Here is a 24,523-nt window from a genome sequence, read left to right as displayed (position 1 = left end):
GTCCAGTTGGATGACGACTTTTTGTCTGGCCAGTTGGGCTCAAAAGTTCCCTCACTTGTTTTACGTACTTGATGAGTAGCATGCAAAGTGAATGACATTGAAGCTGGCTTGATATCTAAAATGTATTCAGGGGTGTATACTTACGCTATAATGATTAGTTGGCGAGAAATTACAGACTAGGTTTTAGATGAGGTGAAAAAGATGGTATCCACAAAAATTGTTAAATTAGGAAACTCTCAGGGAGTTAGACTACAAAAATCTCTCTTAAAGGAGGTTGGTCTGGTTGATCCAATCAACTCACCAGTGCAGGTATCTGTTGAGGATGGAAAAATTATTATCGTGCCAGGGCAACCTAAATCAAAATTAATGCAACGATTTGATGACTTTGATTTGGATGCTTATTGGCAGCAGAATGCTCCTGAAGAATATGACTGGGGCGCATCTGTCGGTAAGGAAAAATTTTAAGCTTTTAGCAGGACTGAGCGTACCGAAATATCAAATAAGGAGTGCGTCAAATGCGATTAGTATCGATACCACAAGGGGCCATTATTAAGTTGAATTTTAGTCCGTCAATGGGGCATGAACAGGTTGGATTCCGGCCAGCAGTCGTCATCTCAAATCCTGATTTTTATCGAGTTTCTCGGTTGACGCGAGTTTTACCTATTTCTAATCGTGAGCAAACTTTCCCGCTCCATATCCCACTAGATGGTCGTACCAAAACCACTGGTAGTATTCTAACTGAGCACATTCGGACGGTTGATTTGAACGCACGTGAATTTACCTATATTGAAAAATGTCCACAGGATAAAGTTGACCTAGCACTAGAACTATTAGCGGAATCGCTTTAGTTGTGCAAGTAGTTATTAGATCTTAAGGTTGAAAGTTAAAAATTGCCGGTCTGCACCACTACGTCAATAAACAGGCGGTGAAGACTAGTCGATTACTGCCGCTTCCGGCTGATACGGACGAGGGACCAGTTCAAGCCTCAGAAACGTCTTGTAGCTTTGCCAAGACCGCAAATCTCTCGAACTGTCCGTGTAAGGCCGGCAAAAGGAACGCCGGTCAAACGCCACCTGCACGTCCGATGTTATCAGCAACAACCTCCAAGCTAATCAGTGGTTCTTTTTATAAATCTGTTAGTTACACTTAGCGGAGTCAGTCGAAATCGGTGTGCAGTGTCAGCAAGATTAGTCGGCGTTTTCAGCTGACTAATCTTGCGGGGCACTTCAAAGACGTGGTTTTTCGGCTTTGAAGTGAGGCGCCAGACCGTACTTTGGCTGGCTCCGTCCCCCCACAGCACACTGATTTTGATTGACGGAGCGCTGAGTTTTGCAAGTCTACTTTAAGATGTGCCGGTTACTGATACTGGGACATTTGTGATGTTTTTGAGTCTTTCTTTAGATTAGATCTTAAACCGATGAGCTTTTGGTCCAGCTTGCGCAACATGTTAAAATCAACTATGATTACAAATTGAATGTCAAAATTGAAAAGGGGTTACGGTCGTGCGAATTTTTGATTCCCATACCCATTTAAATGATGAAGCGTTTATTAATGACGTGCCAAAGTATTTAGCGCAGGCCAAGGCTTTGGACGTGGTGCGGATGGCAATTGTTGGTTCCAATACGCAATTGAACGCCGATGCCATCAAGCTGGCTGAAACTTATCCAGAATTGGTCGCGATTGTTGGCTGGCACCCAGAAGATTCTAAAAATTATGATGCGGCAGCAGAAAAACTACTGATTGCCCAACTCCAAAAGCCGAAAGTTGTTGCGCTAGGTGAGATTGGCTTAGATTACCATTGGGATACCTCGCCACGGGAGACCCAGCGCAAGATTTTTGCCCGTCAAGTGGCGATTGCTAAAGACATGCAGCTACCAATTTCTGTGCATAATCGAGATGCCTTTGAAGACACGTACAAGATTTTAAAGGCTGCCGATATTCGTGATACCGGTGGGGTCATGCACAGTTTTAATGGTGATCCTGAATGGCTGAAACGGTTCTTAGACCTAGGTATGCATATTTCATACAGCGGCGTAGCGTCGTTTAAGCATGCTGATGACGTTCATGAATCGGTCAAACAAACGCCAGCCGAGAGCTTGCTGGTTGAAACGGATGCGCCTTATCTCACGCCGGAACCATATCGTGGTAAGCAAAATGAACCTGGGTTTACCCGTTATGTCGTTGAAGCGGTCGCAAGATTGCGTGAGACAACACCCGACGAGATTGCGGCACAAACTACTCAAAATGCAGAGGACTTATTTAAGATTGAAGAAGATTAAAGAAGTAATTGTCGTCGAAGGTAAGGATGACACCAAACGGTTAGCCTTAGCTGTGAATGCTGATACGATTGAGACCAATGGCTCGGCTGTCTCAGACGAAACGGTGGCTCAAATTAAAGCCTTACAAGCTTCACGCGGTGTCATCGTGTTTACCGATCCGGACTTTTCCGGTGAACGGATTCGCCGAATTATTTCAGCGGCGGTACCTGGCGTCAAACATGCCTTTCTACCTCGAAAAGCCGGCGTGCCGACTAAAGCGGGTGGTAGTTTGGGGGTTGAACACGCTAGCCCAGAAGCAATTCGGACGGCGTTAGCCCATTTATACACTGAAAATTTGAGTGAACCACAGACCTTAATTAGTCAATCCGACTTAATTAAGGCTGGTCTATTAGCCGGTCCCGCCGCCCGTCAACGCCGTGAGCAACTCGGTGAGTTATTGAAAATCGGCTATGTTAATGGTAAGCAGTTACCGAAACGGCTCCAACTATTCCAAGTCCAGCCTGATGATTTTTGGCAGGCGGTCGACCAAATCAACCTTGAGGAGAACTAATGAGTAAAGAAATCGATATTGCAAATCCCGCCCGTACCCAGGCGATTATGAATGCCTATGGCTTAAGAGTGAAGAAGAGCCTTGGTCAGAACTTTTTGACGGATCCCAATGTCTTACACAACATCGTTTTTACGGCGGATATTAGCCAGAATGACAACGTGATTGAAATTGGCCCTGGGATTGGGGCACTAACTGAATATTTGGCTCGGGCTGCACATCAAGTTTTAGCCTTTGAAATTGATGATCGTCTATTACCAATCTTGGATGAAACGTTGGCGGATTATGACAACGTTGAAATCATCAATCAAGATATTCTGAAAACGGACTTGCCAGCGATGATTGCAGCCCACTTAGACGCGGATCATCCGTTAAAACTAGTGGCCAATTTGCCTTATTACATTACCACGCCGATCTTAATGGGCGTTTTGTCGGGGCCGATTAAGTTTGAAAACATTGTGGTTATGATGCAAAAAGAAGTGGCCGACCGATTAGCCGCTGAACCTGGGACCAAAGCTTATGGTGCGTTGACGATTGCTGTTCAATATCGGATGGCAGCTGAATTAGCAATGATCGTTCCCCGAACGGTCTTTGTCCCATCGCCAAATGTGGATTCGGCCATTGTTAAGTTGACAGCTTTACCACCACGGACCCATGTGCCATTTGCTGAGGCGGCCTTCTTTAAAGTCGTTAAAGCTGGTTTTGCGCATCGCCGAAAAAATTTATGGAATAATTTACAGAGTTTATTTGGTAAAGAACCGGAAACAAAAAATGCGATTCAGATGGGCTTGGATGCGGCTGGAATTGATCCACGAATTCGTGCTGAACGGCTGTCTGTCGATGAATTCATCACGTTAACAGATGCGTTACACGACTCAAAATTACTCTAATATCAGCGGACTTATAAAATTGTTGCACATTGGAAAACCTTGTGATATAATATTGACTTTTCTGTGAAAAGCTAGTATAGTTGTTTCACATGAGGAGGTTTCTGAATGCCAATTTCACTAGCTGCAATTAAAGATAAGCTTGACGCTCGCATCGGACAACGGATGAAAGTTGTTGCCCAAGCGGGCCGTAAAAAGACCACTGAACGTCATGGTATCTTAAAAGAAACGTACCGTTCTGTATTTGTCGTTGATTTAGACCAACAAGAAAACGCTTTTGAACGGGTCTCATACAGTTACACAGACGTGTTAACGAAAAACGTTCAAATCGCCTTTGAAGATGAAACAACCGAAGCTTAATTCGCCTTGTGCGAACTCTCGATATTAAGACCCCCAGCAAGGTCTTTTTATTTTGCCCTTTAATTAGTATAATTATAGTCAAAGTTAAAACGACCCAAGTTATTGCGGGGATATAAAGAGGGTGAGACGCGTGCAGATCGTGGAAAAAGCGCCAGCTAAAATTAATTTAGGGCTTGATACCTTGTTTGAACATCAAAACGGGGATAAAGAATGGAATATGGTTATGACTTCAGTCGATTTGGCCGACTACGTTCAGATAGAAACGTTGCGGACAAATCGAATCGAAGTCGCGACCGATAGTGGCTTTTTGCCAAATGACCGGCGCAATTTGGCTTTTCAGGCAGTCAGTTTGTTGAAACGCCAATACCATATTCAAAGCGGTGTCCGAATTAAGATTAAAAAATCAATTCCAGTCGCAGCCGGACTAGGTGGCGGTTCCTCCGATGCTGCCGCAGTCTTGCGCGGTTTGAATCGCCTTTGGGAGCTGAATTTGGATTTAGCCACTTTAGCGAAGCTCGGACTGAAAATTGATTCCGATGTGCCTTACTGTGTATACAGCCAAACGGCACACGTGACGGGTAAAGGGGAGTTAGTTCGGCCACTCCCCAAGTTACCACCAATGTGGATTATATTGGCCAAACCGAAGATTAGTGTTTCAACGCCGAATATTTTGCGTCAAGTAGATTATCGGCAGTTAACGGCCCATCCAAATATTGATGGGCTATTGACCGGTATTCAGGACCAAGAACCAAACGAGATTTTTCCAAATATGGGAAATGTGTTGGAAACCATCACTGCTAAACGTTATCCAGAAATCACGCAGATTAAGCAGCAATTATTGACCTTTGGCGCAGATGCGGCACAGATGAGTGGGACTGGTCCGACGGTGTTTGGCGTCTGTCGGAAGCAATCCCGCGCACAACGTGTTTATAATTCACTAAAAGGTTTTTGTAAGGAAGTCTATTTAGTGCGACCGGTGAATTTGATTGACCGGTAATCAGATTATTGCTGGCATTGTTATTCCTGAATGACGAAAATCAGGTTAATATTAACGCTTCCGGTTGTTACTGATAGCATGCGAACGAGGGACCGGTTCAACCTTTAGACACTAACTCAGAACTAAAATTAAGTCAGCTTGGAGCGAAAATCCAAGCTTTTTTTGTGTCTGTTTGTTTTTTGAGTTTCGTCTAAATTAATGGTAAATCATGCACAAGTAAGCGGATTTATGGTTAAATAAAGACAGAAATGAGGTGGTTACGATGAAAGCAACAACTAAACTGGGCCTGACGTTAGCAGGAGCCGTGGGGACCACAACCGCTGCTGGTTCGTTACTCGGCGGCGCAATTGCCTATAAAGTGGCCATGCATGTTAGTGATGCGCAAAAAAAGCAGGGGCAAGCGTTATCGCGGTCAGAAAATACGGAAATTGAAAACTTTTGGTATGAAAAACAACCTAAGGAACAGTGGTTTATGCAGACGTTTGATGGGCTGAACCTAGTTGCAACTTACATTCCTAACCCTCATACGGTGGGGCGTTTAGCAATTTTGGCACATGGCTTGGGCCATTCGCGCGAGCAAATGATTCCATATGCCCGTATCTTTATGAGTTTGGGCTACGATGTATTGTTACCGGATGCCCGAGCTTTTGGCGACAGTGAAGGCCATACGATTGGGTATGGCTGGCTAGATCGGTTAGATTACGAACGTTGGGTTGTCACGGCCATCAATGAGTTGGGGGCTGACCTGGAAATTGTGTTGATGGGGATTTCAATGGGGGCGGCGACGGTCATGGCAAATAGTGGTGAACCGCTTCCAAGTAATGTCAAAGCAATTATTGAAGATAGTGGTTATGCTGATTTATACGCGGAGGCTAAATTTCGACTGACACATAAGTTTCATTTGCCAGCCTACCCGATTATGCCCATGGCGAATCAAATTGCGCGCAACAGTGCCGGCTATGCGTTTACCGATGGTCACATTTTGAAACAGGTTGCGACTAGCGGCTTACCGATTTTATTGATTCATGGTTCACGGGATCAAACCGTACCAGTAAGCAATGCTCACCTGCTGTATGATCAATTGCCGCAACAAAAAGGACTCTACATTGATCCGGAAGCAGAACATGTTCAGGCGATTCGGACCCATCCAGACCGGTATCAGGCCGTAGTGAGTGAATTTTTGACCGAACAAGTGGGTTTAAAATAAGTTAACTGAGGTGTTAAAGATGGCTGATGAAATTAATGTGTTAGTGACGTTAAATGCAGGTTATTTACCACCGTTAAAGGTGATGCTATGGTCGCTGCATGCTAATAATCCCAAAGAGACATTCAGCATTTGGTTAGTACATGCCAGCATGACGGCGGCGCAAGTCGCAGAAGTTCAACAATTAACGGATCAGTTTGGCTGGCACTTGCATAATGAACACGTTACGGCGGAATTCGTGGCGCAGACACCACTGATTGAACGGTACCCACAAGAAATGTATTTCCGGTTATTGTGCGGTCAGATTTTGCCGGCAACTGTGAAACGGGTGATCTATTTAGATCCAGATATTTTAGTCATTAACGCAATTCGGCCACTATGGGAGTTAGACTTGCAGGGGAAGATGCTGGCTGCCGCAGCCCATCGTGGTATGACTAAGCTTGTGGATAACGTCAATCAGTTACGATTAGGGACAACAACGAGTTATTTTAATTCCGGTGTCTTGGTGATTGATGTTGACCAAGCCCGTGAAAAGATTAAGTTAGCCGACATCACCGAAGCAATCGAGAAATACAGCTCAACATTGATTTTACCGGATCAAGATATTTTAAACTTTTTGTATGGTCCTGATATTTTGGAGATTCCTGAAGAAGTTTGGAATTACGATACGCGCAAGTACTTGGTCTATCAGACGCGAACCCTGACAGAACATGATATTCATTGGGTAATGGCGCAAACGGTGATTTTGCATTACTGTGGGACGCCGAAGCCTTGGGACGTTAAGAGTGATGGTAAGTTTACTGGGCTATTTTTGAATTATCAACAACAATTAAAACGCTGGGAGACAACCCTTGCCTCCGTGGCGGAATAAAAGTGAGAACGTGTCTCGATTTTGGAGATGCGTTTTTTTGCGCCTATTGACAAATTGCCTATTTCCGGTAAACTAAAACAGTAATCATTACTATTTACTTTTATTTGAGAGAGATGGAGGCAAACATATGACGGAACCTTTACTTGCCGTCCAGCATCTGGGAATTGCCTTTCCCAATAATCAAGTCTTTAAGGACTTGAATTTTAAGATTGAGCAAGGGGATTTTTTGACAGTCATCGGTGAAAACGGCGTCGGCAAAACGACTTTGATTCGCGCGTTATTAGGCTTAGTCAAGCCATCGACCGGTCAAATTAAGTACTATCCAAATCGTAAAGCAATAAAAATCGGCTATGTGCCACAATTTCGAAATTTGGACCAAGAGTATCCTTTGACTGTCGAGGACTTTGTGGGCTTAAATATTCGGGGCTGGTTGCCTTGGCTTACTAAGGCCGAGCATCGCCAGGTTCAAACCGCGATGGCAGTCACGAACGTTAAAAAAATCAAGCAACGACCACTGGGAATGGCTTCTGGTGGGGAAAAACAACGGGCCTATTTAGCACAAGCGATTGTGCAAGAACCACAATTGTTGATTCTAGATGAATCGACGGCCAGTTTAGATAATGAAATGAAATATGAGTTGTTAGACTTGGTTCAGAATTTGAATCAAACGAGCAATATTACGGTCTTCTTTGTGACCCACGATTTACCTTTGGCCAAAAAATATGCGACCCATTACCTGGCATTACGTCCGGGACAGCAACAGTTTGGGAATATGGCTGATATGTCGGTTGAGCAGTTGAAGGAGGCCACCAATGTTTAGTTTAGCCTTTATGCAAAATGCGTATTTAGCGGGGACCTTCATTGCGATTATCTGTGGGACGATTGGGGTCTTCGTGATTGCCCGAAATTTATCTTTCTTGACCCACACATTGTCTGAAATTGGGTTTGCCGGAGCCGCCTTTGGAATTTTTATGGGCTGGACGGCGTTAACTGGAATGTTGATTTTCACCGTGGTCAGTTCGGTGATTGTCGGTCAGATGAGTGTCAAGCAATCCCGGCGCGAGGCTTCAATTTCGGCCATTTCAGCGTTGTTCATTGGGTTGGGAATTTTATTCTTATCCTTGTCAAATCAAACGTCGAGCTATGCGACCAGCATCTTATTTGGGAGTGTGATTGGGATTGCCCATGCAGATGTGATTCGCGTGGCGGTGCTCTCTGGCATCGTGATTCTAGTCATGTTAGGGCTATATCGGCCATTAAAGTTTGACTCGTTTGACGCGATTGGTGCCAGAGTCAGTGGTTTATGGACGACTGGTATTTCGGTGATTTTCTTGGTTTTAGTGGCGATGAGTGTCAGTGTTGCGGCGCAAATCGTCGGGTCGCTACTGATTTTTATTTTGTTGACACTACCGGCTGCCGCTGCCCGCTATTTTGTGCACACCGTTAGCAAAATGATTGGCTTATCGATTGGTTTTGCTTTGATTGGGGTCTGGTTGGGCTTGTATTTGAGTTATGTTACCAATTTGCCAGTCAGTTTTTTCATTGCTTCCATCGAATGTCTCTTCTATTTAGCCGCACTTGGGTTTCAACGGTTACGGGTCGGAAGCTAAATTTTCATTATGCTGATATATTAAGCACTAATCAAAATCGATTAGTGCTTTTATTGTTCTCAAATTCCGTTGTAAATGACTGATAATTTCATCATTTAAACAATATTATTAAGAAATTCCGATTGTTTCGTAAAAATATGCTAAAAGACTACCTAATTTCCGAACGTTTGTGTTATCATTTTGCATAGACTTTAAAAATGAAGATTTAGGTTGAGGTGGAAACATGAAAGTACGTAGAAGCGAACGTTTAATTGATATGACGCGCTATTTATTAGAAAGGCCACATACATTAGTTTCACTAACATTTTTTGCAAAGCGCTATGAATCGGCAAAGTCTTCAATCAGTGAAGATTTGACGATTTTGAAGCGGACCTTTCAAATGCGGGGAACTGGGATTTTGGAAACGATTCCAGGTGCAGCCGGTGGGGCCCGTTTTATCCCATATATCTTAAAAGAAGAAGCCCAAGAATTTATCGATGAAATGACGGATAAAGTCGCTGATAAGAGCCGGGTCTTGCCTGGTGGGTATATTTACCTTTCCGATATTTTAGGACAACCGGAAATTTTACGTCAAGTGGGTCGGGTGATTGCGACGCAATACTTGAACCAAAAGATTGACGCGGTGATGACGGTTGCGACTAAAGGAATTCCAATTGCACAAAGCGTTGCTGCCTATTTGAATGTGCCCTTTGTAATCGTCCGGAATGATTCAAAGATCACCGAAGGCTCAACGGTTAGTGTGAACTATGTCTCTGGTTCTTCCGAACGAATTAAAAAGATGGAGCTGTCTAAGCGGAGTTTGACTGAAGGCGCCAATGTCTTGATCGTGGATGATTTCATGAAGGGCGGCGGTACCATTAACGGGATGAAGACCTTGATTGAAGAATTCGATGCCAACTTGATTGGGATTACGGTCTTTGCGGAAGCGGCGTTTAGCGGTAACCGCCTGATTGACGATTATACCTCTCTCTTACGGGTCACGAATGTCAATGATAGCGAAAAAGCAATCAAGGTTGTTCCCGGTAACTATTTAGAAACGGTATTTGGCGCGGAAGTTTAAGTCGCCATGTTAACTATACCAATTTTTTGGTATGATTAACTCATCTGAAGACTAAGGAGAAATTTTGTAATGACAACCAAAAATGCAATCATCATGGCCGCTGGTAAAGGGACCCGGATGAAATCCAAGTTAGTCAAAGTTTTGCACCAAGTTTGCGGCAAGTCGATGGTCGACCACGTGTTGACTCAAGTCGAAGCCACGGATATGGACAATATTGTGACGGTCGTTGGTCACGGCGCCAAAGATGTCGAAGCCGCGTTAGGCGACCGGACGAAATATGCGGTCCAAACAGAACAATTAGGGACGGGGCATGCGATTTTACAAGCCGAACCACTTTTGAAAGATGAAGATGGGATGACTTTGATTGTCAGTGGCGACACGCCATTGTTCCGTGCTGAAACCTTCCAAGAATTATTTGAATATCATCACGCTAAAAAGGCCGCTGGGACGGTTTTAACGTCCGAAGCACCCAATCCTCAAGGCTATGGCCGCGTGGTTCGTAACCATTTAGGGATTGTTGAAAAAATTGTCGAACAAAAAGATGCCACTAAAGAAGAACAAGATATCCATGAAATCAACACGGGTGTTTACTGCTTCGACAACAAGAAGTTGTTCGCAGCCTTACATCAAGTGACGAATGATAACGCCCAAGGTGAATATTATCTGACGGATGTCATTCAGATTATGAAGGACCAAGGCGATATTGTTGCCGCTTATCGGATGTCTGATTTTGACGAGTCAATGGGTGTTAACACGCGCGTAGCTTTGGCACAAGCGACTAAGGTCATGCAAAAGCGGATCAATGAAGCCCATATGGCCGATGGCGTTTCAATTATTGATCCCGAAGCGACTTACATTGATGCCGGTGTTAAAATTGGTGCGGATACGATCATTGAACCTGGCGTATTAATTAAAGGGAACACGACGATCGGTGAGGATTGCTTCATTGGTGCGCATTCTGAAATTCGGGATATGACGATTGAAGATCGGGTCACGGTCACTTCGTCAGTCTTAGAAGACTCAATCATGCATGCGGATAGTAATATCGGCCCTTACAGTCATTTACGGCCACAAGCTGAAATTGGCGAACACGTGCACTTGGGTAACTTTGTTGAAGTCAAGAAGGCGCAAATTGGTGCCCGTACGAAGGTCGGTCATCTAACCTATGTGGGTGACGCAACCTTAGGCAAAGACATCAATGTTGGTTGTGGGGTCGTTTTCGTCAACTATGACGGCGTGAACAAGCACCATACCAACGTTGGCGATTCTGCCTTTGTTGGAAGCAACTCCAATATTATTGCACCAGTTGAAGTGTCGGATCATTCCTTCATTGCCGCTGGATCAACGATTACGGATGATATTAAGTTCCATGAAATGGGTATCGCCAGAGCTCGGCAAACCAACAAACCGGACTTTTGGAAACGGGTTCCACATGAACCAGAAAATATGTAATTGAATTTATTAAAATACCAATCAGATTCCTTAGCGGATTTGATTGGTATTTTTTTGCTATTCAGGTGACAAGGAGGCCAGGTCCGCCAAACTAGCTTCAAGATTGGTGAGAAAAATCGTCACGAGGTCTTGTTCGTTTTGGCTCAGGCTCTGGGTGCTTGCAAATGCAATGAAGTAATTTAAGGATAAAAGACTTGCTGGCAATGGATAGAGATTATAAGCCTCGCCATCCGGTTGACTGTAGACACTGTCCGGCAAGAATGTGATCCCAAGTCCCTTTTCGGCTAGCTTGGCAATTGTGAAAGTATTGGTACTCTCTACGGCAATTTCTGGTGTGACATGGTATTTTTGTAACAAATAATCCACTTGGCGACGAATTGAAGACCCACGTGGCGAGAGAACTAACTTTTCATGTAGTAAGGCTTCGATATCGATAGTGCCGGGATTGATGAAGTCCTGATGGGGCTGATAAAACTTTGAAGTTTTAGGAATCACCGCATAATAACCGTCTTTGCCGCGTTCGTGAGTCGTCAAACCAGGTGCCACCGTTTCAGGATTTTGGCCAATCAGAAAATCTAATTCACCGTGTAAGAGGCGCTGCTCATTTCGTTCCGAGATGTCTTCTGTTAGATTGACCTTAACCTCTGGGTGGACTTGCGCATAGGCGGGCAGGAATAAGGGCAATAAATAATAGCCCAAGCTAGATAAGATCCCGATACGAATCGTCTGATGCGCTGGGGCGGTAAATTGATGTAATTGTTGACGAAACTGATCTTTTTGGTTTTCTAAAGTCGTCAAGTACTGATAATAGAGTCGACCAGCTGGCGTGAGCTTTAATGGGGACGCTTCGCGATCAATAATTGTAACCCCAAGTTCTGCCTCGACACTTTTAATAGTCTGTGTGAGATAAGGTTGTGAGATGTATAGATCTTTGGCTGCCCGTGTAAAGTTTCCATGTTTCAGTAGGACGTCGATAAATTGTAACAAATTCGTTGAGTCTGTCTTGGGCATCAGTAGGCCTCCAATCATGATAGTTATTTTGTTATGAGACCATAGTTAAATAAATATTTCACAAACTTTCGAAAATCCCCTAGAATAAAGTTCATTAGGAGTGTTAGTGCTATTATGGCACAAGTTTAAGCCAATATAACGATTTAACAATAATGATTTTAGTAAATAATCACGATTTTGAGAGGATGTTCACTGATGAAATTAGTCGGAATTGTTGGGACGAACGCGACTAGCTCGACCAATCGACAACTATTGCAATATATGAAACGGCACTTTGCCAGTCAAGCTACCATTGAAATTGCTGAAATTAAAGATTTGCCGGCCTTTAATGAGCCGGAAGATCGGACGGCTCCCGCTGTGGTTCAGGCGTTATCTGATCAGATTGCGGCCGCTGATGGGGTCATTTTTGCCACGCCAGAGTATGATCACTCCATCCCAGCGGTGTTGAAAAGCGCAATTGAATGGCTGTCATACACGACGCGCCCATTAATTAGCAAACCGGTCATGATCGTGGGGGCATCCAATGGCTCCCTTGGAACTTCACGGGCTCAAGCACATTTGCGACAGATTTTGGAGGCACCGGAATTAAAAGCACTCGTCATGCCGAACGTAGAATACTTGTTAGGTCATTCTTTACAAGCATTTGACGAGGATGGGAACTTAAAAGACGCCACTAAAGCGGCCGAACTGGATGATGATTTCACGGCCTTTACGGCTTTTGTGGACTTAACAGCTAAAATCACGCCAGCGAATAAATTTGTCGAGAAGAACCAACAATTTTCTTGGAGTCAAGTTGCGAATGGGAGGGATCTCTAATGAAATTTATCGGAATTGTGGGAACAAATGCGAAAAAATCATATAATCGTGACTTGTTGACCTTCATGCAAAAGCATTTTGCGGACAAGGCCGATATTGAAATCTTGGAATTAGCGGCGGTGCCACTATTTGACGAATCTGATGATCAGTCAGAAAGTCCCGTCATTCAAGAATTTGTACAAAAAATTGAAGCTGCGGATGGTGTCATTATTGCGACGCCAGAACATAATCATTCTATTCCGTCAGCCCTCAAGAGCATTATCGAATGGTTATCATTTAAACTACATCCGCTCGACGGCAAACCCGTGATGATTGTCGGGGCATCGTACAGTGTTCAAGGTTCATCACGAGCACAATTGCATTTACGCCAAGTCCTAGATGCACCAGGGGTCAACGCGAGCGTGATGCCTGGTTCTGAATTTTTATTAGGGCGTGCTCAAACAGCTTTTGATGAGCAAGGCAACTTGAAGTCGGCCGGCACAATTGACTTTTTAGATAGTTGTTTTGCTAAGTTCATGAAGTTCACGACGATTGTGTCAGCCATGGCGGCACCAGCAGAAGTGAAATATCAACCTGGGACTTATGACGTTGTCGCCACTGGTCATAACGGTGACTTACCAATGTCAGTCACACTTTCGGATGATCGAATTGAAGCCATCAACATTGACACTTCTTCGGAAACGAAGGGGATCGCTGATGTGGCATTTAAGCGAATTCCTCAAGAAATTATTGACGGTCAGACGTTGGCGGTCGATGCAATTTCTGGTGCTTCAATGACGAGTAATGGTGTCATCAACGGGGTCGCGCAAGCGGTCAAACAAGCCGGTGCGAATCCCGATGAGTTGAAGAAACGGCGCCAAAACGCTGCGAAGCCACAAGCCAGTGTCACGGATATTACCACGGATATTGTGGTTGTCGGTGCGGGTGGTGCCGGGTTAACCGCCGCCGCTAAGGTTTTACAAGCCGGGCGAAACGTCCTGGTATTGGAAAAATTCCCCGCAGTTGGTGGGAATACCGTCCGGGCAGGTGGTCCCATGAATGCGGCTGATCCTGATTGGCAACACCAATTTGACGCAATTCCTGGTGAAAAACACACCTTAAAAGAGATTACTGAAATTGATGAAGCGACGATTGATGCGGACTATTTGCCAGATTTCCGAGCTTTGAAGACGCAGATCAAGGCTTATCTCACTGAAAATGAAGATCAACGCGGCTACTTATTCGATTCGACCTTATTACACCGGATTCAAACTTATTTGGGTGGTAAGCGGACGGATTTGAATGGACATAAGATTTATGGACAATATGACTTGGTCAAAGTTTTAACTGACCATGCGCTAGAATCCGTCAAGTGGCTTGAAAAAATTGGTGTCAATTTTGATAAATCACAAGTCACGATGCCGGTTGGGGCCATTTGGCGACGGGGTCACAAACCAATGGGTGACCTTGGCTTCGCGTATATTAAGGCCTTACAACCATTTGTGACGAAACACGGTGGTCGCATTATGACCGAAACAGCGGTTAAGTCGTTAACGACTACGGATGGCAAAGTTGATGGGTTAATTGCCGAAGGACCGAAACACGAAAAGGTTGTCGTTCACGCCAAAGCGGTTATCCTAGCCTCTGGTGGGTTTGCAGCCAACACGAAGATGTTACAAGAGTACAACACGTACTGGACCGCGATTGATGATGATATTCAAACGACTAACTCACCAGCGATGACTGGTGACGGCATTCGTCTGGGAACGAGTGTTGGTGCTGACTTAGTTGGGATGGGCTTCTCACAGATGATGCCGGTATCTGATCCAGATACGGGTGAACTGTTCAGTGGTCTCCAAGTCCCACCACAGAACTATGTGATGGTGAATCAAGCTGGAAAACGGTTTGTGAATGAATATGGGAGTCGTGATGAGTTGACGCAAGCCGCGATTGATAATGGGAGTCTGTTCTATTTGATTGCGGATGACGCGATTAAGGCGACCGCCTACAATACGTCACAAGCTAAAATTGATCAACAAGTTGCTGCGGGGACGTTATTCCGTGCAGATACGCTAGCCGACTTGGCTAAACAATTGGACATGGATCCAGCTGTTTTGACGAAGACGGTCAATGACTATAATTCATATGTGGATGCGGGTGAAGACCCAGAGTTCCACAAAAATGCGTTTGACTTGAAGGTGGCAGTCGCACCGTTTTATGCAACGCCACGGAAGCCGGCGACTCATCATACGATGGGTGGTTTGAAAATTGATACGGGTGCGCATGTACTCAATACTGATGGCACCCCAATTGATGGCCTGTATGCGGCTGGTGAAGTCGCCGGCGGGATTCACGCTGGGAACCGTTTAGGCGGGAACTCTTTGGCCGACATCTTTACCTTTGGTCGCATTGCGGCGGCTAATGCCTTGGAAGATGAGTTAACGGTAGCTGAGTTCTAATCAGTTTATTTTGATAATAGTTAAAAGCGCTGAACCGATTTGCAATTTGCAAACTGGTTCAGCGTTTTTTTGATTGTTTGAGCAAAAATTGAAAGGGTCAAAAATGTCGCGGTACCAGTAACGACTCACCTAAATTTAGCGCTCCGTCAGTCAAAATTGGTGTGCTGTGGGGGACGGCGCCAGCCACAGTACGGTCTAGCACCTCAATTCAAAGCCGATAAATCACGTCTTTGAATTGCCCCGTAAGACTAGTCAGCTAAGAACGCCGACTAATCTTACCGACACTGCACACCGATTTTGACTGCTCCGCTAAGTGTAACTAACAGATCTATAAGAAAGAATCACTGATTAGCTGGAGGTCGTTGCTGATAGTATCGGACGTGCAGGTGGCGTTTGACCGGCGCTTTTTTGCCGGCCTTACACCACGGACGGGTCGGGAGATTTGCGGTTTGGGCAAGGCTTCCGGGCGAGGTTCAAGACGTTCCTGAGGCTTGAACCGATCCCCTCGTCCGCATGTTATCAGCAACAACCGGAAGCGGCAGTGAGCGACTAGTTTTCATTATCTGGTTGTTGACGCAGTCGTGCAAAATGGCAATTTTTAACTGCCAACCTTTAGTTGATTAATAATTATCTGCAAGGTTGGCTAGAGTGACTCAACCAAAGTTAATGCTTTGGTGCCACGTGATGCCGCGACGTAACGGCGGTTTTGACCGAATCGACTGTCTTGGTAGAACGCACTTTCCCAGCCTGTCACGATTACTTGATCAAACTCTAATCCCTTCGCTACGGAGAGCGACAAAAGATTAATCCCAGTCTGAACGGTTTGTCGATCAGTAGCGGTGAGTAAGTGCGCGTTTGAAAAATGTTTAGCTAACTGAATTGCTTCGGCATCTGTTGGCGTAATGATTGCCAAGCTTTGACCAGCAGGTAGATTGGTAGCTGTTTGAAAGCTTGCCCAATCAATTGCTGGAACATGATTAGGCGTTATCCCTTGTGGCTGAACAGCTTGAATCGCGGTCGTCCAATCACCAGCAAATTGTGAAAAATAACTGGTAATCGCACCGGTTGCCCGGTAACTAGTCGTTAATTTTAAGTTGATGGTCTGATGCTGATCAAAGAAGGCGCTAAGTTGCGGTGCAGACCCCATTAAACGTTGCCGGTGATCACCGACGAGCGTGAGCTGTGATTTTTTAAAGACCGCGGCGAGTAATAACCAAACATCGGCATCGTAATCTTGAGCTTCATCAACGAATAGCGCGGCCGTAGTTGTCTGCGTGTAGGCAGTGATCTGTACGAGTAAATACAGTTGGTCATAAGGCGTTAAAGTGGCTAGTGACCAACTTTTTGCTAATGCCGACCAGTCTAGCCACTGGCTGGCATCACTTGGCGTTTGATCGGTCGCTTGTAGCCAGCGCCAGGCGTGTTGCATGCGTTTGATAAAAGAATCAGTGGGTTTTGTTTGGTTATATGCTTGGGGTGTTAAACCCTTTGGGACAGCTGGATGTGGTGCTTGAATTAAATCTGCCAAAACACTGAGGTGGTTGTCCGCCAGCGAGGAGATTGCTAAACCGAAACGGCGTCCTAAGGCTTGGATCAAATTCAGATAAGTGGTGCTCAGTGGTTCGGCTTCGCCTAATGCTGGCAACACACCACGGATATAGCGACTAAAGGCCACATTAGGCGTGATAATTAGCATATCTGCCGGGGTCCAATCATGACGATGCTGGTAAAGTTGATAGGCCACTCGTTGCAACAAGACGGACGTTTTGCCACTACCGGCGACACCATCCACGAGTACGACGGCATGGCCTTGTTCACGAATGATGGCATTTTGTTCGGTTTGAATCGTGGCGGTGATTTCCTGCAAGCCACCACTGCGATTAGCGGCTAAAACGGCAAGTAGTAACGGGTCGCCAATGGCCATCTGTGAGTCAACTGCTTGGATTAACCGGTCGTGGTCAATGACAAATTGTTGCCGTTGGTTCACTGTCACCGGAATTTTGCGCCCATTAGCTTGATAGCTGGTGGCACCAATCCGATTGGCATAATAAACATCCGCGACGGGTGCCCGCCAATCATAAACTAAGTCGTTACCAGCGGCATCCAAATAGCCGACTTTACCAAGATAAAAGTCCTCGGCCTCGTCACTGTCATAGGCCAGATTGACTTTGGCAAAATAGGCTTGTGGTAAGAGTAGCTTTGCATGTGCTAACCGGGTTGCGGCAGTTTGGGCACGCGCATTGAGGGTATCAATTTGACGATTGTTGGCTTCAATACTGGCAAAAGTATCCAGCGTTTCAGTATAAGTGCCTAAGTCTAAATGTCCATCAGAGCTCAAATCGCGTTTGACGTCGCGTGCTGTTTGCCCGAGTTCGGCTAATTGCTGAGTGAGTATCGGGATGTCCTGACTTAATTGTTGGTAGAGTTGCTGCAAGTGTTGCACTGCTGATTGATGCATCTAACCACCTCCGAGCCTCTAGTTTACACGCTTGTTAGCAAATGACTAGTCTGTTTTTAGCTTGGTGAACATGGTATAATAACTATGAGGAAAGGGTAATCAACCACTTCCAAACTTAAATGATGACTTAAAAAGCACACTGCCAAAATCGGCAATGTGCTTTATTTTTGGGGAAAGTTTGAATTCCTGAACAATCGCTTAAACGATTGTTTTGTGTGGCTCAAAGGTCATGTCCATTGGGCGAATGAACGACCAAGTCGAGTGGATCACTTTCCAAGCATCGTTTTCTCGTTGGTAAACTTCAATACAGTTGTAACGCATCTCATTTAAAGACGTGTCGGCAAAGAGTTGGTAGGTCAAAACGGCCATGTCTTCACTGGCTTGGACACGAGGGGCTTTAAAGTTATAGCTATCTGCGAATAGTTTTCCTTCAACATTGGCTAAAACGAATTGTTTGATCTGAGCATAGTCGTCGATCCGTTGGGCCTTAAAGCTGTCGAAATAAGAAAAATTATCCTTTGACCAAATATCCAAGTAACCAGAAGTATCTCCTTTGAACCACTTATCCAAGGCGCCTTTTTCTAAGCTAATAATTTTTTTAGTTAATGCCTCATTTTCTGTTTTCATTGGTAGTCTCCTTTGCTTGTCTACAACGTGATGGTTTTACTATAAAGGATACCGTAACGTTACAGTCAAGTGTGGAGAACTATGTTTGACTAAAGTGCCCAAGCGCCCATCCCTTGCTCACGGTAGAGTGCGACAGCAGCGTTCACCTGTGCATTAACGGAGCCGCTACTGATATGAATATTTTGAAATAAGCCATAGGCACCGCTACTGCTGTTTTTAATCTGCGGTTGCCAGCCGGATTCACGGGTAATAATGTGGTTCCAAGTGCCCGCGGAGACCCCAGTTCGAGTGGCCATCTGAGTTAAAACATAACTTTGCAAGTTGTTACCGGTGTAACTAACACTCGTTGACGACTCTGGGGCGGCCGCTACCGCTGAACGTGTTGGTGTATTGGATGCCGTTGGCGTTGTTGCTGGTGTGACCGCAACCGTTGACTCTTGAGTAGGCTGCTTAGCTTGATTCGTTGAAGTGCTTGCCGCAGGGGCATCAGTCCCGGCTGTCGAGCCGTCGACGCCAGGAATTGTTAAGACTTGACCAGGAAAAATCAGATTGTTTTGAATTTGGTTGGCAGTTTCAATTTCAGCAATGGTCGAACCGTATTTTTGTGAAATGGCCCAGACACAGTCACCGGCTTTGACGGTATAAGTCGTATCGGCGTTCGCAGTCACGGCGCCAGCCACTAGTAAACCAACCGCCGCTGTGGAAGCTGTTAAGATGGTACTAATGAATTTTTTCAAAAGACTCACTCCTATCATGCATGTCAAAACGAGTTACATTAACGACACCGAGTGTAGTGGCAGACTATTACAGGAAAGTGACAGGTTGTTTAAGAAAATCCGGTAAAATATTGCGGTTGTGATGATTTTGAAATAGCTGTCATACTGCGAGACTCAGATTAAATCGAAATTGTTTACGGTCAACCGCAGCCAGCATGAATAGCAGTAGGCTGCCATAAAATTATTGATATATTACAGACAGTGTCAAAGCAGGCGACGTAGGTGATCGGTGCCAGGCATGATTGTTAACATTGATTAGCCCCGATTAGTGCACTCAACCCACTGTTAATGAGAACGGCGTGTTTGTCAGCTGATTTTACGGACTGCGGTGAGTGGTGTCCTGGCATGGTTCAAGGTTTATTTAAGTTAGCGCTATCACGATAAAGCCCGTCAGACCGATATTTCTTAGAAATCGACCTCACGAAACTTTAATATTAAAGTAATATGGCTGCCGAAAACCCTAAATACCCGCCTCTAGCCTAATCTGACGCAATTTATACCCGTCGAGGGGGCTTGCTTTTCACCCTCAAAATGCATATTATTTATATGTAATAAATTTCGAATGGAGGAAATTATGTCAGAACAGTATTTTGATCCAAAGTTAAAGATTTTTGCTTTGAATTCAAATAAACCATTGGCAGAAAAGATTGCTGAGGCCGTTGGTGTTAAATTAGGTAAGACATCAGTTGATCGCTTTAGCGATGGCGAAATTCGCATTAACATTGAGGAAAGTATTCGTGGTGACCAAGTGTACATCATTCAATCAACTTCCGCTCCAGTTAATGATAACCTAATGGAATTGTTGATTATGATTGATGCGTTACGGCGAGCTAGTGCTAAGACGATCAACGTGGTCATCCCTTATTATGGGTATGCCCGGCAAGACCGGAAAGCTCGTTCACGGGAACCAATTACCGCTAAGTTAGTTGCTAACATGCTTGAAACAGCCGGTGCAACACGGATTTTGGCGCTTGATTTGCATGCCGCTCAAATTCAAGGTTTCTTCGACATCCCATTGGATCATTTAATGGGCGCGCCACTGTTAGCTGACTACTTCATCACACATCATTTGGCTGAAAATGCCGTGGTTGTTTCACCAGATCATGGTGGGGTCACACGGGCACGTAAATTAGCTGAATTCTTGAAAGCACCAATTGCCATCATCGACAAGCGTCGACCACGGGCTAATGTTGCGGAAGTCATGAATATTATCGGGGACGTGAAGGGCAAACGGGCCATCATGATCGATGATATGATTGATACTGCCGGGACGATTACTTTGGGCGCACAAGCCTTGATGGATGCTGGTGCAACGGATGTTTATGCAAGTTGTACGCATCCAGTTTTATCTGGTCCAGCCATTGAACGAATTGAAAAGTCACCAATCAAGCAATTGATCGTGACAGATTCTATCGAATTACCAGCTGAAAAGCAGATCGATAAAATCGTGCAAGTTTCTGTTGGTCAATTGATGGGTCAAGCCATTAAGTTTATCCATGAAAATAAACCAGTTAGTCCATTATTCAAGAATCGTTTCCATAACGAAGAAAACTAGACTAGCCTTAATAAGGACGTCGTGTTGGTGTTTTTGCCAATGCGACGTTTTTTTAATTAAATAGCTAAAGATTGAAAGTATTAAAAATATGACAACTTTAGTGATACCAGTAACCTTTACGTCTAAAGGAGACTTACCCAAATTCAGCGCTCTGTCAGTCAAGATCATTGTGCTGTGGGGGACGGCGATTTTGACTGACGGAGCTAAGCATAAATAACTGATTTATCCCCTCAAAACCACTGATTAGCTGGAGGTTGTTGCTGATAGCATCGGACGTGCAGGTGGCGTTTGACCGGCGTTCTTTGCCGGCCTTACACCACGGACGGTCTGGTAGATTTGCGGTTTTGGCAAAGCTCCCAGGCGAGGGTCAAGACGTTTCTCAGGCTTGAACCGGTCCCTCGTCCGCATGTTATCAGTAACAACCGGAAGTGGCAGTAATCGACTGGTTTTCATTGCTTGATTATTGATGTACTGGCGTGGACTAAGAATTTTCAGCTTCCAATCTTTAGTTAAACAGTCCTTCTGAAACTCGACTGAGTTTTAGGTACAATAGACTTAAGATAAAAAAGAAGGTGGGACACGTGGATTGGTTTTATTGGGGTAGCTTGGCACTGGCGATTGCACTCACATTGCAACTGACGGATCGGCGCCGTTGGTTAACCGGACATTTCTTGCTACTAGCAGCAATCGGCTTAGCGTTGGCGGTTTATCGTAGTTTTAGTGAGGACGCGAGCCCACTGTGGCAATTTGTGATCGTCGGACTAAAAGTTGTGGTCTATGGCTTGGCGCCACTAGTGGTGTTGATCGTTGCCATTAGTTTTGTGCGCTATAGCTATCGGCTGATTCGCAAGGAAGGCTGGCATTTACATTACAGCCTATTAGCGATTGTTGGTGTACTAATGGCCGGCATGCTGGTTTTATCACTCATCAACGGGTTATATTGGCAAAATAAACGGTTATGGCAACTGTTAGGTTTAGCGATTATCTTGACCGGCTATTTTGCCTTTAGCTTTTTAGCTTATTTAGTTGCCGGAGTGACGACGCGTCTTGGACGGCATCGACCGGTAACAGCTATTATTGTTTTAGGTGCTGGGTTAATGCCAGATGGCCGTCCAACGCGGACACTTAGCTATCGATTAAAAACGGCTGCCAAATTATATCGTAAACAGCGAGCGAAGGATCACCATGATTTGACGATTGTCGTTTCTGGTGGTCAGGGTTCAGACGAAGTAATGGCTGAAAGCACAGCGATGCGTCAATATTTAGTTGCACTCGGGATTCCACGAGATGTGATTCAAGAAGAGAATCAGTCGACTTCAACAGTTGAAAATTTGACGTTTTCGCACGCTTTGATTGTGAAACAACAGCCGTTTTATCACGCAGCCATGGTAACGAGTGATTATCACGTTTTACGTGCCAATATTTTGGCGCGACGCTTAGGGCTTGCTGTATATGGCGTGGGTGCGCCGACACCGTGGTATTACGTGCCTTTTGCGATGTTTCGAGAATATTTAGCGTTGATCTTAATGACTCGATGGCCGAATTTGGCGGTGGTATTTATTTTAACGCTGGCTTATCTTGCACAGTTAGTTAACATAATTTAAATAAACTGATGGGCTTCGGCAAAAAAAGTCGCTTAATGATTGTTAATGGTATAATGGATGCAGTTTTAAAAGGAGGGATTTGCCGTGAAGCAAGCACAACGTTCACCTTTAGGGCTGATAATAGTCATGCTATTAGGTTTGATTACCTTATCAGGTTGTGCGAAATTCACTGGCGGGTCAGTTGATAGCAGTTCTGTTTCGACGACCACCAGTAGTACTGCGGCGGTTTTGACTAAAGCCGATCAACAAATTTCGCATTCAAAAATTACGGCTGCACAGGGCACTTTAGCGGCGGTTAAACACCCAGATACTGACGTTAAAAGTTTAGCAACGGGGTTAGATTATTATCAAAAAGCCGCGGATGCCTTGGACAAAAATCAATTAAGTTTAGCAAAAGTTGCTTTTAATACGCTTGAAAATTATCACGGGACAACGGATGCTAGTTTTATTCAGGCCCGGGAAACTTTACACCATCAATATAGTGCCGTTAAGCTGGCGAATAGCTACTACAATACGGCTCGCGATGATCTGAGCGTCCATGAACTGACGGAAGCAAAGACAGCCATTGATAAATTGGATCAACTTGAGCCGATTCATCCAGTAATTAAGAAATTACAGAAGAAGACCTTGGCGATGAAGCAAGCCATCATGAATTATGAGGCTTCACAGTCGACCAGTTCTGGGAGTGAAAGTTCAACGGTCGTTAGCTCGACGAGTAGTAGTGACACGTCATCAAACGCAACCAGTTCTTCAACCAGTGAGAGCAGTTCAAGCGGTACGGCTACGAGTTCGGCGGACAGTGCCACGAGTAGCAGTGAACTCACGACTCAGGATGTTTTGAAGGACTTCCAGGCTGCTGCCGGGGTCACCTTTGCCAAGACGGATCAATTTAACATTATTAAACAGGCTAAGACTTATTATGAGATTGATGTTTTACATGATAATGGCCAGGCGGAGACCGATGCAACCCCAACGGATGTTTATCGTTACTACCCCGCCAGTGGTCAGGTGACGAAACAAAATTCGGTCACTGGTGACTTTAACTAGTTAACTCAGACGCAATCACTTTTAGTGGTCGCGTCTTTTTCATACCAAAATACAGTAAAGGCCTCTCTCAAGCAATTTTGAGAGGGGCCTTTTGGAAAAGTGACTTTAAACGAGTGCCCAAGTTCGGATGGCATGAGCCACGCCATCTTCAACATTGGTCTTAGTTTCGTATTTGGCGGCGGCTTTAACTGCATCGATGGCATTCCCCATCGCAACACCGTTCGTCGCGTATTCGATCATGCTTAAATCATTACCTTGATCGCCAATGGCCATCACTTCGTCGGCACTGAGTCCCAACTTTTCAGCAAGCGTCTTTAAGGTCTGGCCCTTGCTGGCTTGTTTGTTCATCAGTTCTAAGAAGTAAGGTTCAGATTGGACGATGTAATAACGGTCGTGGAATTCGGCTGGGATTTTTTCGATGGCTGGGCCGAGCACGTCCGGTGTATCAATGAACATACATTTGACAATCGGTAAATCGGCGCGCATGTCGTTAGTGGTGCGATAGCGAATCGGCATCCGAACTAAGTAGCTTTCACCGACCGTGTAAGGACTGAGATCAGCGTTAGCCGTGTAAATATGGTCTTCACTTTCGACGTGGCAATGAACGCCCAATTTACGACTCAAGGCTTCAATGTCGATGTAATCGTTATGAGTGAGCGTTAAGCTGGTGATGATCTGCCCTTCAACGGTTTGGGCCATTGCACCATTAAAGGTAATGACGTATTCATCGTCACCTTTAAATCCCAACTGTTTGATAAACGGGGTCACACCGCTGAGTGGTCGACCGGTACATAAAACAACTTTGATACCCTGCGCTTGCGCGGCGTGAACCGCGTCGATGGTGGCCGGGTTAAGTTCGCTGTGTTCATTAAGTAGGGTGCCATCCATATCAATGGCAATAAGCTTGACTGACATTAAAATTCC

The 24,523-nt window shown here is 45.0% G+C and carries 23 protein-coding genes; 18 read left to right on the top strand and 5 right to left on the bottom strand.

The window, feature by feature from the left end:
• Positions 1-201 precede the first annotated feature (201 nt).
• The 13 genes from FFM64_RS09825 (at position 202) to glmU (ending at position 11,267) form a co-directional block, all read left to right on the top strand.
• Positions 202-465 (top strand): AbrB/MazE/SpoVT family DNA-binding domain-containing protein, encoded by a 264-nt coding sequence (locus FFM64_RS09825; RefSeq protein WP_137607846.1) that lies wholly within the window; start codon positions 202-204, stop codon positions 463-465.
• A 50-nt stretch (positions 466-515) separates the two neighbouring features.
• Positions 516-848, top strand: a complete 333-nt coding sequence (locus FFM64_RS09820) for a type II toxin-antitoxin system PemK/MazF family toxin (RefSeq protein WP_137607845.1) — start codon at positions 516-518, stop codon at positions 846-848.
• Between the two features lie 654 nt (positions 849-1,502).
• Positions 1,503-2,279 (top strand): TatD family hydrolase, encoded by a 777-nt coding sequence (locus tag FFM64_RS09815; RefSeq protein ID WP_137607844.1) that lies wholly within the window; start codon positions 1,503-1,505, stop codon positions 2,277-2,279.
• On the top strand, positions 2,266-2,829 hold the full coding sequence (gene rnmV / locus FFM64_RS09810; RefSeq protein ID WP_137607843.1) for a ribonuclease M5: 564 nt from the start codon (positions 2,266-2,268) through the stop codon (positions 2,827-2,829). The genes FFM64_RS09815 and rnmV overlap by 14 nt, the downstream gene beginning before the upstream one ends.
• Positions 2,829-3,716 (top strand): 16S rRNA (adenine(1518)-N(6)/adenine(1519)-N(6))-dimethyltransferase RsmA, encoded by an 888-nt coding sequence (gene rsmA / locus FFM64_RS09805; RefSeq protein ID WP_137607842.1) that lies wholly within the window; start codon positions 2,829-2,831, stop codon positions 3,714-3,716. The genes rnmV and rsmA overlap by 1 nt, the downstream gene beginning before the upstream one ends.
• A 105-nt stretch (positions 3,717-3,821) precedes the next feature.
• A complete protein-coding gene (locus tag FFM64_RS09800; RefSeq protein ID WP_137607841.1) occupies positions 3,822-4,073 on the top strand; it encodes a Veg family protein in 252 nt (83 codons plus the stop codon).
• Between the two features lie 130 nt (positions 4,074-4,203).
• On the top strand, positions 4,204-5,070 hold the full coding sequence (gene ispE / locus FFM64_RS09795; RefSeq protein ID WP_137607840.1) for a 4-(cytidine 5'-diphospho)-2-C-methyl-D-erythritol kinase: 867 nt from the start codon (positions 4,204-4,206) through the stop codon (positions 5,068-5,070).
• 262 nt (positions 5,071-5,332) lie between these two features.
• Positions 5,333-6,277 (top strand): alpha/beta hydrolase, encoded by a 945-nt coding sequence (locus FFM64_RS09790; RefSeq protein WP_137607839.1) that lies wholly within the window; start codon positions 5,333-5,335, stop codon positions 6,275-6,277.
• Between the two features lie 19 nt (positions 6,278-6,296).
• On the top strand, positions 6,297-7,145 hold the full coding sequence (locus tag FFM64_RS09785; RefSeq protein ID WP_137607838.1) for a glycosyltransferase family 8 protein: 849 nt from the start codon (positions 6,297-6,299) through the stop codon (positions 7,143-7,145).
• 127 nt (positions 7,146-7,272) lie between these two features.
• Entirely contained in the window at positions 7,273-7,965 is a 693-nt protein-coding gene (locus FFM64_RS09780; protein WP_137607837.1) for a metal ABC transporter ATP-binding protein, read from the top strand.
• On the top strand, positions 7,958-8,755 hold the full coding sequence (locus FFM64_RS09775; RefSeq protein ID WP_137607836.1) for a metal ABC transporter permease: 798 nt from the start codon (positions 7,958-7,960) through the stop codon (positions 8,753-8,755). The genes FFM64_RS09780 and FFM64_RS09775 overlap by 8 nt, the downstream gene beginning before the upstream one ends.
• Before the next feature lie 223 nt (positions 8,756-8,978).
• Positions 8,979-9,815: a pur operon repressor gene (purR, locus tag FFM64_RS09770; protein ID WP_137607835.1), complete on the top strand. Its 837-nt coding sequence runs from the start codon at positions 8,979-8,981 to the stop codon at positions 9,813-9,815.
• A 69-nt stretch (positions 9,816-9,884) separates the two neighbouring features.
• Complete coding sequence (gene glmU, locus FFM64_RS09765) at positions 9,885-11,267, top strand: bifunctional UDP-N-acetylglucosamine diphosphorylase/glucosamine-1-phosphate N-acetyltransferase GlmU (RefSeq protein ID WP_137607834.1); 1,383 nt, start codon at positions 9,885-9,887, stop codon at positions 11,265-11,267.
• A gap of 57 nt (positions 11,268-11,324) precedes the next feature.
• Here the strand turns inward: glmU and FFM64_RS09760 are convergent, their stop codons facing one another.
• A complete protein-coding gene (locus FFM64_RS09760; protein WP_137607833.1) occupies positions 11,325-12,278 on the bottom strand; it encodes a LysR family transcriptional regulator in 954 nt (317 codons plus the stop codon).
• 195 nt (positions 12,279-12,473) lie between these two features.
• Between FFM64_RS09760 and FFM64_RS09755 the strand changes: the two genes are divergently transcribed.
• Complete coding sequence (locus tag FFM64_RS09755) at positions 12,474-13,094, top strand: NADPH-dependent FMN reductase (protein ID WP_137607832.1); 621 nt, start codon at positions 12,474-12,476, stop codon at positions 13,092-13,094.
• Complete coding sequence (locus tag FFM64_RS09750; protein ID WP_137607831.1) at positions 13,094-15,532, top strand: flavocytochrome c; 2,439 nt, start codon at positions 13,094-13,096, stop codon at positions 15,530-15,532. Before FFM64_RS09755 ends, FFM64_RS09750 begins: the two co-directional genes overlap by 1 nt.
• Before the next feature lie 643 nt (positions 15,533-16,175).
• Here FFM64_RS09750 and FFM64_RS09745 read toward each other — a convergent pair.
• The 3 genes from FFM64_RS09745 to FFM64_RS09735 all read right to left on the bottom strand — a co-directional run bounded on the left by FFM64_RS09745 (position 16,176) and on the right by FFM64_RS09735 (position 19,354).
• Entirely contained in the window at positions 16,176-17,990 is a 1,815-nt protein-coding gene (locus tag FFM64_RS09745) for a UvrD-helicase domain-containing protein (RefSeq protein ID WP_137607830.1), read from the bottom strand.
• Between the two features lie 198 nt (positions 17,991-18,188).
• Positions 18,189-18,617, bottom strand: a complete 429-nt coding sequence (locus FFM64_RS09740; RefSeq protein ID WP_137607829.1) for a nuclear transport factor 2 family protein — start codon at positions 18,615-18,617, stop codon at positions 18,189-18,191.
• An 89-nt stretch (positions 18,618-18,706) separates the two neighbouring features.
• Positions 18,707-19,354 carry a LysM peptidoglycan-binding domain-containing protein gene (locus FFM64_RS09735; RefSeq protein WP_137607828.1) on the bottom strand — a complete coding sequence of 216 codons (648 nt, stop codon included), beginning with the start codon at positions 19,352-19,354 and terminating at the stop codon, positions 18,707-18,709.
• Between the two features lie 613 nt (positions 19,355-19,967).
• Here FFM64_RS09735 and FFM64_RS09730 point away from each other — a divergent pair.
• The 3 genes from FFM64_RS09730 (at position 19,968) to FFM64_RS09720 (ending at position 23,599) form a co-directional block, all read left to right on the top strand.
• On the top strand, positions 19,968-20,948 hold the full coding sequence (locus FFM64_RS09730; RefSeq protein ID WP_137607827.1) for a ribose-phosphate diphosphokinase: 981 nt from the start codon (positions 19,968-19,970) through the stop codon (positions 20,946-20,948).
• Positions 20,949-21,529: 581 nt separating this feature from the next.
• The gene (locus tag FFM64_RS09725) at positions 21,530-22,552 is read left to right on the top strand and encodes a YdcF family protein (protein WP_137607826.1); all 1,023 of its coding nucleotides are present in this window, start codon (positions 21,530-21,532) and stop codon (positions 22,550-22,552) included.
• Positions 22,553-22,636: 84 nt separating this feature from the next.
• The gene (locus tag FFM64_RS09720; protein WP_223876946.1) at positions 22,637-23,599 is read left to right on the top strand and encodes a hypothetical protein; all 963 of its coding nucleotides are present in this window, start codon (positions 22,637-22,639) and stop codon (positions 23,597-23,599) included.
• Between the two features lie 105 nt (positions 23,600-23,704).
• On the opposite strand, the gene yidA is transcribed toward FFM64_RS09720, so the two are convergent.
• Entirely contained in the window at positions 23,705-24,514 is an 810-nt protein-coding gene (gene yidA, locus FFM64_RS09715; RefSeq protein WP_137607825.1) for a sugar-phosphatase, read from the bottom strand.
• Between the last annotated feature and the right edge of the window lie 9 nt (positions 24,515-24,523).

The sequence above is a fragment of the Lactiplantibacillus daoliensis genome, from assembly GCF_005405005.1.
Classification (GTDB): Bacteria; Bacillota; Bacilli; order Lactobacillales; family Lactobacillaceae; genus Lactiplantibacillus; species Lactiplantibacillus daoliensis.
This window is presented reverse-complemented; position numbering and strand designations above follow the sequence as displayed.